Source organism: Flavobacterium jumunjinense, assembly GCF_021650975.2.
Lineage (GTDB): Bacteria > Bacteroidota > Bacteroidia > Flavobacteriales > Flavobacteriaceae > Flavobacterium > Flavobacterium jumunjinense.
In genome coordinates this window covers 4375333-4389832 of sequence record NZ_CP091285.1, presented here as the reverse complement: position 1 = coordinate 4389832, position 14500 = coordinate 4375333, and the positions used below count along the sequence as shown (strand labels likewise).

Annotated in this window: 16 protein-coding genes; 10 read left to right on the top strand and 6 right to left on the bottom strand. The window is 29.0% G+C overall.

All coding sequences use genetic code 11. The features are described 5' to 3' along the window. Nucleotides 1-233: 233 nt before the first annotated feature. The 9 genes from L2Z92_RS19945 (at nucleotide 234) to L2Z92_RS19905 (ending at nucleotide 6496) form a co-directional block, all read left to right on the top strand. Complete coding sequence (locus L2Z92_RS19945; RefSeq protein ID WP_236456492.1) at nucleotides 234-884, top strand: hypothetical protein; 651 nt, start codon at nucleotides 234-236, stop codon at nucleotides 882-884. Nucleotides 885-966: 82 nt separating this feature from the next. After that, the gene (locus L2Z92_RS19940; RefSeq protein WP_236456491.1) at nucleotides 967-1248 is read left to right on the top strand and encodes a hypothetical protein; all 282 of its coding nucleotides are present in this window, start codon (nucleotides 967-969) and stop codon (nucleotides 1246-1248) included. Between the two features lie 200 nt (nucleotides 1249-1448). Next, nucleotides 1449-2177, top strand: a complete 729-nt coding sequence (locus L2Z92_RS19935) for a DUF6794 domain-containing protein (RefSeq protein ID WP_236456490.1) — start codon at nucleotides 1449-1451, stop codon at nucleotides 2175-2177. A gap of 154 nt (nucleotides 2178-2331) precedes the next feature. After that, nucleotides 2332-2757 carry a hypothetical protein gene (locus L2Z92_RS19930; RefSeq protein ID WP_264554458.1) on the top strand — a complete coding sequence of 142 codons (426 nt, stop codon included), beginning with the start codon at nucleotides 2332-2334 and terminating at the stop codon, nucleotides 2755-2757. 13 nt (nucleotides 2758-2770) lie between these two features. Then, nucleotides 2771-3271, top strand: a complete 501-nt coding sequence (locus L2Z92_RS19925; RefSeq protein ID WP_236456488.1) for a hypothetical protein — start codon at nucleotides 2771-2773, stop codon at nucleotides 3269-3271. 115 nt (nucleotides 3272-3386) lie between these two features. Further along, complete coding sequence (locus L2Z92_RS19920; protein WP_236456487.1) at nucleotides 3387-3857, top strand: hypothetical protein; 471 nt, start codon at nucleotides 3387-3389, stop codon at nucleotides 3855-3857. 115 nt (nucleotides 3858-3972) lie between these two features. After that, the gene (locus L2Z92_RS19915; RefSeq protein WP_236456486.1) at nucleotides 3973-5109 is read left to right on the top strand and encodes a tetratricopeptide repeat protein; all 1137 of its coding nucleotides are present in this window, start codon (nucleotides 3973-3975) and stop codon (nucleotides 5107-5109) included. 133 nt (nucleotides 5110-5242) lie between these two features. Further along, nucleotides 5243-6019: a hypothetical protein gene (locus L2Z92_RS19910; protein WP_236456485.1), complete on the top strand. Its 777-nt coding sequence runs from the start codon at nucleotides 5243-5245 to the stop codon at nucleotides 6017-6019. An 84-nt stretch (nucleotides 6020-6103) separates the two neighbouring features. Continuing rightward, on the top strand, nucleotides 6104-6496 hold the full coding sequence (locus L2Z92_RS19905) for a hypothetical protein (RefSeq protein ID WP_236456483.1): 393 nt from the start codon (nucleotides 6104-6106) through the stop codon (nucleotides 6494-6496). Nucleotides 6497-6514: 18 nt separating this feature from the next. Here the strand turns inward: L2Z92_RS19905 and L2Z92_RS19900 are convergent, their stop codons facing one another. The 4 genes from L2Z92_RS19900 to L2Z92_RS19885 all read right to left on the bottom strand — a co-directional run bounded on the left by L2Z92_RS19900 (nucleotide 6515) and on the right by L2Z92_RS19885 (nucleotide 9677). Beyond that, nucleotides 6515-7219, bottom strand: coding sequence for a TauD/TfdA family dioxygenase (locus L2Z92_RS19900; protein ID WP_236456481.1), 705 nt, complete (start codon nucleotides 7217-7219; stop codon nucleotides 6515-6517). Further along, nucleotides 7200-7526 carry a hypothetical protein gene (locus L2Z92_RS19895; RefSeq protein ID WP_236456479.1) on the bottom strand — a complete coding sequence of 109 codons (327 nt, stop codon included), beginning with the start codon at nucleotides 7524-7526 and terminating at the stop codon, nucleotides 7200-7202. The genes L2Z92_RS19900 and L2Z92_RS19895 overlap by 20 nt, the downstream gene beginning before the upstream one ends. Before the next feature lie 18 nt (nucleotides 7527-7544). After that, the gene (locus tag L2Z92_RS19890) at nucleotides 7545-9188 is read right to left on the bottom strand and encodes an acyl-CoA carboxylase subunit beta (RefSeq protein WP_236456477.1); all 1644 of its coding nucleotides are present in this window, start codon (nucleotides 9186-9188) and stop codon (nucleotides 7545-7547) included. 162 nt (nucleotides 9189-9350) lie between these two features. Then, nucleotides 9351-9677, bottom strand: coding sequence for a hypothetical protein (locus L2Z92_RS19885; protein WP_236456476.1), 327 nt, complete (start codon nucleotides 9675-9677; stop codon nucleotides 9351-9353). A 647-nt stretch (nucleotides 9678-10324) separates the two neighbouring features. On the opposite strand from L2Z92_RS19885, the gene L2Z92_RS19880 reads away from it, so the two are divergent. Continuing rightward, a complete protein-coding gene (locus L2Z92_RS19880; RefSeq protein ID WP_236456474.1) occupies nucleotides 10325-10948 on the top strand; it encodes a hypothetical protein in 624 nt (207 codons plus the stop codon). 383 nt (nucleotides 10949-11331) lie between these two features. Here the strand turns inward: L2Z92_RS19880 and L2Z92_RS19875 are convergent, their stop codons facing one another. Next, nucleotides 11332-12384 carry a YheT family hydrolase gene (locus L2Z92_RS19875; RefSeq protein WP_236456473.1) on the bottom strand — a complete coding sequence of 351 codons (1053 nt, stop codon included), beginning with the start codon at nucleotides 12382-12384 and terminating at the stop codon, nucleotides 11332-11334. Between the two features lie 146 nt (nucleotides 12385-12530). Then, a complete protein-coding gene (locus L2Z92_RS19870; RefSeq protein WP_236456472.1) occupies nucleotides 12531-14408 on the bottom strand; it encodes a glycosyl hydrolase family 8 in 1878 nt (625 codons plus the stop codon). Nucleotides 14409-14500 lie beyond the last annotated feature (92 nt).

The following is a 14500-nucleotide window of genomic DNA, read 5'->3' as shown; positions in this document are numbered from 1 at the left end:
TTATCGTTATATTCTGTGTCTAATATTCACAAAAATAAAAACTTTCTTAATCTACAGTTTTCCGCACAAAAAATAAAAACCACTATACTATCTTTGAAAAAGTAAATGAATTGTCATTTCTACGTATTTCTACGTACAAAAAACAGTCAAAATTACGTATAAATACGTATTGCATGTTTGGAAGGAATGGTTTAGGTTTGTGTTCACAGAATATACTAACGCAAAAAAATAAAATGAAAAAAATCTTTCTATATAGCTTTTTAGCTATTTCAGTTTTGTCTTGTAAAAAAGAAAAGACAACAGTAAATTCTCAAATATTGTTGGAAACTAAAAAAGATACTTTAAAAGAAACAGAAATAACAATAGCAAAGGTTTCAGAAGATTTAAAAAACAATCATTTTTCTAAAGAGTTGTCTAATTATACAGATGAAGTTATTAATAAAATTGCCGAAAACATGATTTTTAAAGCAGATTTGTTTGATGAAGGCGAAAAAAATCATCTGAAGGAAATTACTAGTTTTGAAAATAATATAATTTCATTCTATTGGGAAACTTGTGGGACAGGTGGCTGTGTCCATTATCAAAAAATGCAAATTAAAAATAATAATATCATTGATTTAGGAAATGGTTTTGACAAACTTACAGAATCCGAAACTTTACGTTTGGAAAACATAATTAAATTAAAAAATAAAAATTTCTCTCACATTTCTGGAAGAAGTGAAACCGATATTAAACTGAAAGAAAATGGTAATTATTTAATGATTTTTAGTGGTTTAGAAGAAGCTGAAGGTGAAGCAACTGGTGGAAGCTTAGAGATTACTTATGAAACAAACGATTTAAAAACGTTTATAACTAATTCTGTAAAGGTTTTAAAAAGAGTTTAAAGTCAGAGAATTTTAAATTTATTACTAATCAATAATTATATTTTTTACAAATTGAGTATAGTCATTAGAATATCTTTTTTGTATGTATAAAAAACTAATTTTAAAAATAGTAAGTCCAATAATTGGACTTGCGATTGTCGGATGTATTTATCTTAATTCGGAATCTTTTATTGAAAATCAAGATTGGAAATACGCAGAAGGAACTCATATTGGAGATTGGTTAGCAAAAAACGCTTTTAAAGTGAGCGATAGAATAATTGAAACAAATCAAGGAAAAGCAAAAATAATTTTCTGTTACGGTAAAAAACTAATAATTGAAAATTTAGCAACTAAAGAAAAAGGATTTTATATAAACAAAAGCTAATCTAATTACTAAGTGTAGCAATGTTTTCTTTACTTACAATCAAAGAAAATAAGATGTTTAGGAAACAGTTGAATTTTTCCAAGTAGAATAATAGAAAAATCCTATTTGTAAGTTATAAAAAGATGGAGTAGGTTTGTAGTAAATAGAATTTATAATTGTCTATATAGAGAATATAGATAAGCTTATAGTATAGACATATTATGAAAAAACTTTTTGTACTGATTATTATATTTCATTTGCAAGTGACTTTTTCACAAGAAGAGTTAAAAAAATATGATGAAAATTATACTCCATTAAATCTTGAAGATGGACTAGAATACATGGAATATATTTGGAGTGAAAAAGATAAAAAAGAATTTAAAAATCTTCCTGAAACCTCTATTTCAGGATATCTTCCTATAGAAGTATCAAAAATAATTTGGATACTAGAAGAACCGCCTGCTATAGATTTTTTTATCAAAAATGGAATATTTTCGAAAAGAGATATATGCTCAATTGTTTTAAAAGCATTTCATAGAAAGTTAAACAATAAAAAGGTTAATTTCAAGTCGCTTATCAAACCTTACCAAAGATATTGGAGGAAAGTAAATAAAGAAAAATATAAAGAAGATAAAAGTTTTTTTAGAAAATATAAAGTTGGTGATACACTAACATTTAAATTCTTGAGAACTTATATAGATGATGAGCAAGAAAAATTATATCAAGAAGGAAACTGTAACGCAAGAGGAATTCTTCTAGAAAAAAGAAAATCTGATTTTAATTTAAAAATTAAGTTAATTGAAATCTGCGACAAAAAAGGAATATATATTGTTGATTTTAGTAAAAAAGAAATAGAAAAGTCAGGTTTTGAAGTTAAGAATGTAGGTGATGTTTTCTGGAATTTCTATAATGATTGGGAACCCATCACTTCTAAATTATCAAGACATTAACTGTACTGAATAAAATGCTGCTATTTCCACATTAAAATAAAAAATAATTTTTAAAACAGATAAATTTTCCAAAGCAGAATAATGAAAAGAAAATAAGGAATTTAGATTTAATTTTTTTTTAAAAAACAGTATGGGAATTTTTGATATTTTTAAGATGAAACCAAAGTTTGTTGACGACTTTTTTGGAGAATTAAACTATAGAAGCTTAAAAGTGACTTCAAAAAGCTATTATGCTGGACAAGTGCAATTTCAAGGTAACTTAATAGGAATAATTCTTACTGCTGATGAAAAAGGACCAACCGACGAGCAGAAAATATTTTTTAAAAAACTGGATAGCGAATACATAATAATTAAAGAAAATATAATCCTTCCTTTTTTAAAGAAAGAACTAGAAGATAATTTAGAAGAATCGGGACTAGAAAACTTTGATTCTCAATTTGATTCTGATGCAATTTCAATTGGGGAAATTAAAAATGAAAATACCGAATGGTCAATCACGTATGATGCTAAATCGATGAGACATTTTGTTACAATAGATTTTGAAGGAATGCAACCCAAGTATATGTCAATTGATGGTTAATGAATTTAAAAAAATGAAAAAGACACTTATATTTTTCACCATTTTTGTAGTCGTACTTTTTTTAATCATTAGCTATAAAAATCCAATTATTGGTAAGTATATTGTTGGGAGCGCTAGAATAATAGGAGAAAAAACAAAAAGCGAGGTGTACTGTAACCAACTGAAAATAGATGATGCTAAGCTTTTCTTGTCGAAGTCTAATTTTGAAGAAACTGAAAAACGAAACCATTACATATTGTATTTTAGGAACGTAAAAGCGTTTGAAGGAATTCCTGTTGTAATTGTTGATATTGAAAGCAATAGCGTTTGTATACCAAATGCTAGTTTGAAAGATTATGATATTGTTCTTGGAAGCTTATTTCAAAGCGAATCAGGTGCAAAGGTGATGATACCAATAGATAATGAACTTAAAGGGTTGAATTTTGATCCAGATTTAAAAGTATCGTTTAAAAAGATTTCATTTCATTTACTGGTTAATAATGAAATTCGTGAAATAGTGATAGACATAGGATAGCGGTAAATCTTTAAATAATAGAAACTATTGAAAACACAACTATAAGTTGTATGAATAGGAGTTCGTTTTTTAAAATGTAAATAGAAAATATTACTTAAATTCAATTATGCTTAGTATGAAAAAAACAGAAAATGATTTTCGAAAATTAAAAGGATTATTAATGTATACTATAAGGATTATAGGTGTTTTTTTATTCGTTTCATTTTGTTTAATAAGTTGTAATTATGAAATAAAAGCAGAATATAAATTCATTGGGAAATTTAAGTATGAAATAATAAATGACAGCCTGTTTTTAGATACTTTTTTAGCTCCAGATAGTTATGGGTATTTAATCGGTGATTTAGAAATTCAAGGCATTAAAATTTACGGAATAGAAAAAAATAAGAAATCTAAAGTTGATTATATTATAAGTTTAAACCATCCTATTATTTCAGTGTTAAAAAGTTCAAATATAACCCGAAATGAAGGCATGGAACATATGAAAAAAAAGCCAATTGAAATTAGAAAGAATGTGAATGTTGCCACAAATGATATTTACATTTACGAATTAAAAGAGAAAAATAAGTATAGATTACTATTGCCATAAAACTTCTCCAAAACGCCTATTTGTAAGTTGTGAAAAGATAGATTAGATTTGTAAGAATAATCAATAGTCTAAAAAATACACATTACAATATAATACATTAAAAAAGTTTATAATTATGAAAAAAGTTCTGCTAACAGTTGCAATTTGTCTTTTAGGGATAAGTAATTATGCACAAGAGCAAATTATAAGTGAATTAAAAAAAGCTTATGAAGAGAAAAGTTATGATTTAATTATTTCGAAGCATTCTGATAAAGTAAATGAATATCCCGCTGAAGCAGTTTATTATATTGGCATGGCTTATTATATGAAGGCAGATGATAATAATGCCATTAAAATAATGGATATTTCAATCAAGAAAGATAAATCAAATCCAGATGCTCACTTTATTAAAGGAATGACCTATAATTATATGGGACAGTTTGATAAAGCAATTACATCTTTCAATACTGCGATAGAATTAGACTCCAAAAACACAAACTATTTTAGTGGTTTAGGTGATTCTTATTTTAGTCAAAAGGAATATAATAAAGCACTTATTGCCTACACTACTGCTACAGAAAAGAATGATCCAACCGAAAGGGCTTTTGTGATGATTCCTCAAGTTTATGTACAACTCAATCAACTTGAAAAAGCTTTAGAAGCATTCTATAAATCGAGTGAAATCATTTCTAAAGAATCAGGTTCATATATAACCATACTTTATAACATAGGATTGTATGAATATCTAAATAAAAACTATGACAAATCTGAAATTGCTTATAAAGAATTAATTGAAATAGCTCCAAATGATTATCAATCTTATGCTAAATTAATTCAAGTTTATTATGGTAAAAAAGAATATGAAAAAGCAAAACCTTTAAGAGAAAAACTATACCAAGCCTATAAGGGCGGGGAATTAGAGGGGAATTTGAAAAGTATGTTTTGTTTTGATCAATTTGAATGGAATGGAAAATTGATACTTGCTTTTGAACGATTTGCGGTTAAAGAAGGACAATTATATTACAAACATGTATTTTACATACCTAATGAGAAAGGAGAAACAGAATTTACAATTCAAACAGAAAATTCGCCAGTTTCGGTAGAGTTAGGTGGGCCTAAATATGTATTAGGAATGGACAAAGGAGGAGCACATTCAACTTTTAGATACGGATTTAACGAAGATTTAAATTATGAAGATTTAAAAAAGACTGTTCTTTTGGTTCTTGAAGAAAAAATAGAAGCAGGGGCAAGTTCTCGAAGAAAAAACAAATAATAATTTAAGTACTTGTATTTAATAGATAAACATGTCATTTATATATTAAACGTAATAATAAAGAGCGAATTTAATGTTAGTAAATAGGAAGAATAAAATGGTTTTGGAATTCTTATCAAAAGTTACTTAAAAAATGAAATGTCGTCTAAAAGAAGAATCGAGTCAATTATTTGTAAAGGCTGAACAATATCCAATAATTGCGATACGAAAAACTAACATTTATGATGAAATAGTAATTAATTATCTAGTTTGTGATGATAAGTGTTCATTGTATTACTTAGGTCAGAATGCTATAGTTATTACAGATGATGATAAAGAAAATTATGTTGATGTTAGTAATCCAAATTGTAATGAAAAAATTGTCATTGATAAAAGATTCATAAACCTGATTTATAAATCATTAAATAATACAACAAGTTTAGAGTTTAGAAGTGAAATCTGGGACATAACTTGGTTAGCGAAATCTTTAATTTCAATCGATTTTGATATTACAAATAGAGTCGAAGCATTTATGAATAATGAAGAGTATAAGGTTAACCTAATCGAGGGCTTTATTGAGTTTGCTACTGAATATATCAACTTTGAAAAAGATTCAGATGCTTTTTTTGAGATTGGTTTCTATAAAGAAGAAAAAACAAAAAGTCATTTACGATTTTATACAGAAGATTTTAAACCAATAATAGATAATTCTGAGAAAATTAAAGAGTTCCTTTTTAAAGGAAAAGAGATAATAAATTCTGAAGAAAATATGTCGGATAAAATTTCTCGAAAATTGTATTTAATGATTGATTGTATTTTTATAAAAGAATCTCAATCTATTTTTTTATATTATGATAGTTACAAATCAGAGAAAATTATTTTTGAATACGATGAGTATTATTATCAATTAGACTTAAGAGAATCGGATTAAAAAACTTCAATATACAAAATGCAATAAAAAACAAAAACCACTCAAAAGCATTTTGTATATTGTTCGGATAAAATTATAAATGATTTGAAAAATAAAAGGGTTGAACCAGAATGCCATTTATGGGGAGAAAACTTTTCTCCAAAGCTTTTAAATAAAATTTCCGACATTGAAATGCGATTGACTAATGAATTTGATGAGGTTGGTAAAATCGGAAAATATAAAGACAAGAAACTTCCTTATGGTTCTTGTTGTATTGTTACACCTGAAAGAATAAAATCGAATAGGGTGGAATGGATGGCAGACTTTATTATCAAACATAAATCGGAATTTGAGAAGGCTGGTGCAACAGCTATGTCATTTTGGATATATGGTTACGGAAATCAAGGAAATATGGAGTTTTCAGTTGAAGAATTAAGTAAAATTTCAGCGACTAAAATACCTTTATGTATTGATTATGTATTTGAAAGTGTTGAATGATTTATATATATATAAATTTTAATTCAAATGAAAGCGTACTCTTTTAAATAAACGATTAGACGTTATTTTAAAACCAGTTCTTCCATGCAATAATAAATCATTTCTAAAAAGTATTAAATCTCCAGATTCTAATTTCAACTCTAAAGTACATTCTTTAAAAATAGTATCTAATAAGTCTAGTTTTTTTATTTTTTCCTCCTTTAGTTCTGTATAAGACTCCATAGTAATTCTATCATAGCAAATACGGAATTGTTCTTTTTTTTGAGTTAAAATTGGTTTGAAATAATTTTTAAAAGCCCATTTCTCTTCAAGTAAAACAGTAATAGTATCGAAATCTAGTTTTTTTACTATATCAGAAACAAAAGCAAATGTACTTATTCCTTGATTTTTAGGTGCAGGATTTACACAGAGTAAACCAATTACATTTGGAGTCTCTTTAAAGTCAGCACAATCAGTATGCAAAGGAAAATCAAGGTTTGAATTAGCTATTGAGCGAAACAAACCTTGATTTTTAAAGACCTTTACATCAAAAACATCTTTATTATTGTTATTTCTTAATTCGGTAATTGGAATACCTAAATGTGAAACAATACTCGATAAAATATCATCATTTAAAGGGACATTTTTTAATAAAACAATACTCTTTCCCTGATCTAAAATATCTGAAATGGGTTTATAATCCAGTTCATTTGAAAATACAAAATTAATTAACCAATCCTCCACGGTCAATAATTATTGTGAGTTCTTTATCCTTTGAAAAATCGCTTAATTCGTTTATTTTTTTTGTGTAATCATCTACAAAATGGTATTTTGAACTTGTATTTTCAAAGAAATAGTAATGATCATATATAATTTCAAAAGCCCTATCATCATCTAAAGTTATTTTTTTTATTTTAGGAATTTGAGATTGTTCATGTATCCTATTTATAATCTTCTCTAAAGTATCATTTTCAGAAATTTCATTCTGTAAAAGACTATTTTCATTTGATTTATCGGTAGAGAACATTTCAGTGCTATAATATACTTTCATTTATATTTTTCAACTTTTTTAAACCTGAATCACACCCAGATTAAACGGTTTTTCAATAGGAGCGTGGTTTGCCGCTTCAATACCCATAGAAATCCAAGTACGTGTATCTAAAGGATCAATAATTCCATCGGTCCATAAACGAGAAGCAGCATAATAAGGAGAAACCTGCTCATCATAGCGTGCTTTTATTTTGTCGAATAATTCTTTTTCTACTTTTTCATCTACCACTTGTCCTTTTTTCTTTAAAGAAGCAGCTTCAATTTGTGCTAAAACTTTTGCAGCTTGTGTACCACCCATTACTGCTAATTCTGCACTTGGCCATGCAAAAATCAATCGAGGGTCATATGCTTTTCCACACATCGCATAGTTTCCAGCACCATAACTATTTCCTACAATCACAGTGAATTTTGGTACAACCGAATTAGAAACAGCATTTACCATTTTGGCACCATCTTTAATAATTCCGCCATGTTCACTTTTACTACCAACCATAAATCCTGTAACATCTTGTAAAAAGACCAACGGAATTTTCTTTTGGTTACAATTGGCAATAAAACGAGTTGCTTTATCGGCAGAATCCGAATAGATTACACCACCAAATTGCATTTCGCTCGGTTTGGTTTTTGCTGCAGTTGTTTTTACAATCTTACGTTGATTGGCAACAATTCCTACTGCCCAACCATCAATACGAGCATATCCCGTAATAATTGTTTGCCCGTAACCCTCTTTGTATTCGTCAAACTCAGAATTATCAATCAAACGATTGATAATCTCTTTCATATCATATTGTTCGTTTCTTGCTTTTGGTAAAATTCCGTAAATATCTTTCGGATCTAAAGTAGGTTTTGCTGCTTTCACACGGTTGTAGCCTGCTTTGTCAAAATCACCAATTTTACCAACAATACTTTTGATTCTTTTTAAGGCATCGGCATCATCTTTCGCTTTAAAATCGGTAACTCCCGAAATTTCACAATGTGTTGTTGCACCACCCAATACTTCATTATCGATACTTTCTCCAATAGCCGCTTTCACTAAATAGCTTCCTGCCAAGAAAATGCTTCCCGTTTTGTCTACAATCATCGCTTCATCGCTCATGATAGGTAAATAGGCACCACCTGCAACACAACTTCCCATAACGGCAGCAATTTGGGTAATCCCCATGCTACTCATTACAGCATTATTACGAAAAATGCGACCAAAATGTTCTTTATCTGGAAAAATTTCATCTTGCATTGGTAAATATACCCCTGCAGAATCTACTAAATAAATGATAGGTAATCTGTTTTCTATAGCAATTTCTTGCGCTCTTAAATTCTTTTTTCCAGTAATAGGAAACCAAGCACCCGCTTTCACAGTAGCATCATTGGCAACAACGATACATTGCTTTCCTTGAATGTAACCTATTTTTACTACCACACCACCAGAAGGACAACCACCGTGTTCTTCATACATTCCATCGCCAACGAAAGCACCAATTTCGATACTTTTCGCTTTTTCATCTAACAAATAGTCAATACGTTCACGAGCTGTCATTTTTCCTTCCGCATGAAGCTTATCGATACGTTTTTGTCCACCTCCTAGTTTTACTTGGGCGAAACGTTGTTTTAAATCGGATACTAAAAGTTTATTGTGGTCTTCGTTTTTGTTGAAATTTAAATCCATGTAGTTGTTTTGTGCTTTTTTATAGTTGGTTTTTCAATTGGTTCGCTAAAGTACGAAAAGATAAATCAAAAATCAATGGCAATTTATAAAGTCGGAAGTTGAAAATTAAAAATTGAAACACAATCTTAAATTCCCTTACGCTGTGTTCCTTCCATCGGTAATTTAAGACTTCAATTTCATTAATAACTCATTCTGAATTTTTAAGACTTTAATTTCTTCTTTTAAGGCATCTATTTCTTCTTTCTTATGTGTTTTTACCGAAAAATTATCGGGTAATTGATTCGCTATATCTTGAAAGAAATTATGCTTCAAAGCATAACAAAGTTCTATTAAAATACCTGTTTGTATACTCCTGTTCTGCGTGTATTTTAAGATAGAAACACCATCTCTATTGATCGTTTTCCCTAATTCGGACTTATTTATTTTGTTTTTTGATATAAAATCACTCAATAATGTCCCTGTATCAATGTTGTTTTTCCCTTTTTTCATAAAATTACTTACTTTAATACATTAAGTATATACTTTAGGTATTAAAGTTAATACTTTTAAATTCATATTATTAACTTTTAGTATATTAAAATTAACTTTAAGTATATAAATATTTACTAAAGGTAAATAATATATTACTTTTAGTAAATATATTGAAATTAAAAGTATGATTTTTTAGCTTTAGAGCGTGAAATGAGCTTTGTTTCCTTGTGAAAGAACAAAATAAGAATTGGTAATATGCTGAAATTTTGGTTGTTTTGGATATTACAAATTATTTAAGGATAAAAATCAGGAATGCAATTTTTAAAACTAAACATAAGAAGTTTGTAATAGTATATATATTATCTGTTTTAAGTTATTTGATATGAACGTTACACATCATATTATTTTTAAAAATTCCTTTAGGTATGGTCTATGGGTAACCCAAAAAAGCTATAAGTGAAAGAATCCCTTTAATGATGATATATAAAAACCAATTTGGTTAGCGCAAAAAGTAATATATAATTTCAACGAGATTAATGAAGCCATTTTTTTGGTTGCTTGAGTTGCACAACATTTTAAAACTAATTAAAATTATTTTAGAATGTTTGTTTAGATTTGTTTGCCGAAATAAAAAAGACCTTAATTAAATAATCTTTAAAATAAACATGAAAAATAATATAAAATGTACTATTCTCTTTTTATTATTTGTTTTGTTCAATTCATGTGCAACTTCTGATTCGACAATTTATGCTGATACAAAAGTTGTTGCAGTAAATGTTAAACTAGACAAAGGGAATTGGTTGGTTGACGATCCAATTGTTCATAATATTAGTAAATCATTTATTTCTACTACAATAGAGCACTATAAAAAAGAATTACAAAAGGATACTAAAACATTAAAAAGCATAAGTGATTTTAATAATATGGCTACTTTAAATGAAGTTTTAAAGAAAGATACAAATGTGTTATCGTTTTATAAAGAACAAACGAATTGTGATTACCTAATTGAAACAGAGATTAATTTAGTAAAAAAGGAATTGCCTAAATTACAATTGTATCCAGATAAAAGTTTGGAAAATATTTTAGTAGCTACTATTACAGTTTATGATTTGAATAAAAGAGTCGTAGTATTTGAAAGATATTATCAAGGTATTGATAAAATAGTAGGGAATAATGATGTAGCTGTATCAACAAAATTGGATAGATTTATTGATGATGCTATACATAAGATGGTAAAGGATTTTAGAGCTAAATATAACTGGGTATATATAGATAGTTCTGTTAATTAGTATATTAGATTACTCTTTAATACATGTTTTACTTATTGAATATATAATTTATGAATACAATTTTTAAAAATGAACAGGAAAATTTTGCAATAGTATATGGGATATCTGTTTTAAGTTATTTGGGATTAATTTTATACACTGTATTATTTTTAAAAATCCCTTTAGGGATGGGCTATAGGTAACCAAAAGACACCATCAATAAAAAAACAATCCCTTTTGAGATGATATTTATAAATTAGACATAACTGATTTTATAGCAACTCAAAATGAATTTACAATCTTTTTCAGTTCAAGGATTTAAACTACCATTTCATAAAAGAGTATGGTATAAAATTAAAAATATTTTTAGAAAAGATTAATTAGCTGTGAGGTAAAATGATAATCTACCGCTTCAAACCCTCAATAAAAGAAAAAGCTCTAATTTCGGCATAGGAATGTAACGTATTCTTCATAGGATAAGCACAATGTCCGCCATATTTGGGTGTTTCTAAATGAATATACTGATGTTCGGTAGCCAAATCAACTGGATAACAATCATCGCCTAAAAAAGGATCGTCTAAGGCATTAATTATTAAAACAGGTTTGGAAATATTCTCAATGTTCCTAGCAGGAGAAACACTAAAATAATAATCTTCCCGATCTTTAAAACCATGAAGTGGAGCCGTAAAATTATCATCGAGTTCATCAAAGGTTTTAATGTCTTTAATCTTACTCCAATCGAGTAGCTCTGGAAATTGTTGGGCTTTTATTTTTAGCTTCTTACTTAAACCAGAAGTAAAGTTGTTCATGTATACTTTATTGAAGCCTTGTTTTAAAGATTCTGCGCTCGATCGAACTTCTACTGGTACAGAAACAGCAATGCCTGCTTTCACTTTCGAACTCATGTTTTGTGTTCTTCCAAAATAGTTCAATACTTGTGCACCACCCATAGAATAACCAATAAGATAGACTTCTTCTACTTTTGTAAGCGCAAATTGAACCACTGCGTCTAAATCTTCAATAGCAGCATGATGATACAAACGAGGCAAACGATTCATAGCACCACCACAACTGCGATTATTCCATGCAAAAACACCATAATTTCGTGCTAAGAAATAGGTAGCACAACTGTTTATATAAGGTCGTCTGGAATTGCCTTCTAAGCCATGACATAAAATTACTGCTTTTTGTGTGTTTTCTAAGTTATAATCCACCATCAGAAAATCTCCATCCGATAATTCTAGTGTTTCTCTTTTATAATTAGGTACACTAAAGTTTTTAAACATACCAGCATAAATGGTAGAAACATGTTTGTGTTTATGCATAAAAGGAACAGCAATATTATAATCGGAATGAGGGATAAATGGCATAGTTGTTTTTGAAAAAAGTATTAAATAAAAAGCTATATTTTGTTCCAATCTAAAAGATGATTCTATATTGGGCAATACTGTTTTCAAAGGTAGTCAATTTTTAAAACCAAACTTCTATTAATGAAATTGAAGGCTGTTTAAATGAAATTAGAAGAAGACTCGAAAAGGCTCTATTTCATAAAAAAAAACCAGTCCAAAAAGTGAACTGGTTTAGTTAGTATTCGTCTTGAAGACTACTTTTGTACTATTATTTTTTGAGAATTTGTAACTCCATTGCTGTTTACTTGTATAATGTATACACCGTTATTAAATTTACTTAAATCGAGTTGTATCGTTTCAGCAATCTTAGTTTCTTTTTTCCAAATTTCTTTTCCTAATAAATCGAATAAAGTAACGGTTGCATTTGCAGTAACAGATAGATTTGCTATTCCTGTGGTAGGGTTAGGGAAAACAGTTGTTACTGTTGTATCATCTTCATTTATTGCACTATTTTCTTTGTTTGTAGCGTTGACATCGGAAAATATCCATTTTTGATTGTTCCCACCACCATAGGCCCATTGTTGAATATTTGCTCCATTATTACTTCCTGCACCGTCCATTGCTTTTCCACTTCCTCTATTAATCATTTTATAGGATCCGTCACCATTGGCTTCAATTTTCCAATGTTGGTAATTATGGTTTGCATAATCCCATTGTTGCACATTGCCTCCGTCTGCATTGGAATAACCGCTCACTTCTAGACATTTACCACTGTTACTGTTTACTAACTTCCAATACCCATTATCTACACTTTCGGCTCTCCATTTTTGATTATTTCCACCTCCATAAGCCCATTGCTGCACATTCGCACCATTATTTGTTGATACATCGGTAACATCTACACTTTTACCACTTTGTTTGCCTATGATTTTATATACTGTTCCATCAATAATACCATCACTAGGAGGATTTATTACTGTACCTTCAGGAAGATAGAAGTTACCTGTTAAAAGAAATAAATAGATTGTTTTAAGTGTTTGGTTGTAATAGGAATAAGGTTCATTAATTCCAATTAAATCGGAGTAGGAATTATTCAAATGAGCTTGATTATCTCCACCAATTGCAGCTGAAGCAAAAGCACCAACAAAAGTAGAATTATGATATTGCCCATGATTGCTACCATTTTGATTGTAACCATCTACAATATTTTGAGAACCATTTTTAGTTACTCTAATAAAATCGGACGATTTCTTAGAATAATTTTTAGCTTGATTATTTCCATACCAAGCATAATCTACTGCAATTCTCCAAGGTGTTCGAGCTGCGTCATAGGTATATTTTGTTCCACCATTTGCATAACCACTTGCCAAACTAGAGTAGTTTCCAGAAGCAGTACACCAATCAGATACTAATCCACCAGCAGCATTATTTACGGTAAGGTTGTTGTTGATGATTTCATAACATTTATCGGCTACATTGTTCCAAAATGAATCATTCATAAAGCTAGCAAATTTTCTAAAATAAGCAGGAGCAAAGTAGGAAGGATTGGTAATTAATTCTCCTCCAAATTCCCCAGGTTTCAATACAAATGTTCCCGCTTCTACTTCATGTACTTTAATGGCAGTAATCAAGGTTTTTGCATCATTATTATAATTAATACCTCCTGATGAACCCCATTGATAATCAGCAACAATAAGAGCCATGGCAGCATCAACTTCAGAATCGGTAGCTCCACCTGTTCCAGCAGCTCCACCATTACAACCGTTAATTTTCCAGTTCATCAATCCAGCTACGTCTCTATTGTCTTTGTAATAATTCCACAGTCCGTTAAAAATAGTTTGTTCGCCAGCATAAGCTGTTAATAGCATACCATAAGCGATTCCCTCAGAAACTGTTTGACTTGGATTGTCAAATTTCACTCTGTAACGACCATTACTACAGGGTTCTAAAAAGTTGGCTTTCCAAATGTTGTAATTACTGATGGCATCCTGACTGTTTCTATTATTTGGTAAAAGTCCATTTGAATAGATTTTGTTGGCAGGAAAAGGTTGCGTTTGAGCAGTAGTGTTTAGGCACACTGTTGCCATTAGAATTAAGAAAAGAGACTTAATCCTTAGATTTGGTTTTTTCATACTGTTATGTTTATTTGTTCTAACAAATATAACCTCTTTAATGTGTTTAAAACCATGATTTTAAGTAATGCTTGTTTACGAAAACGTTATCG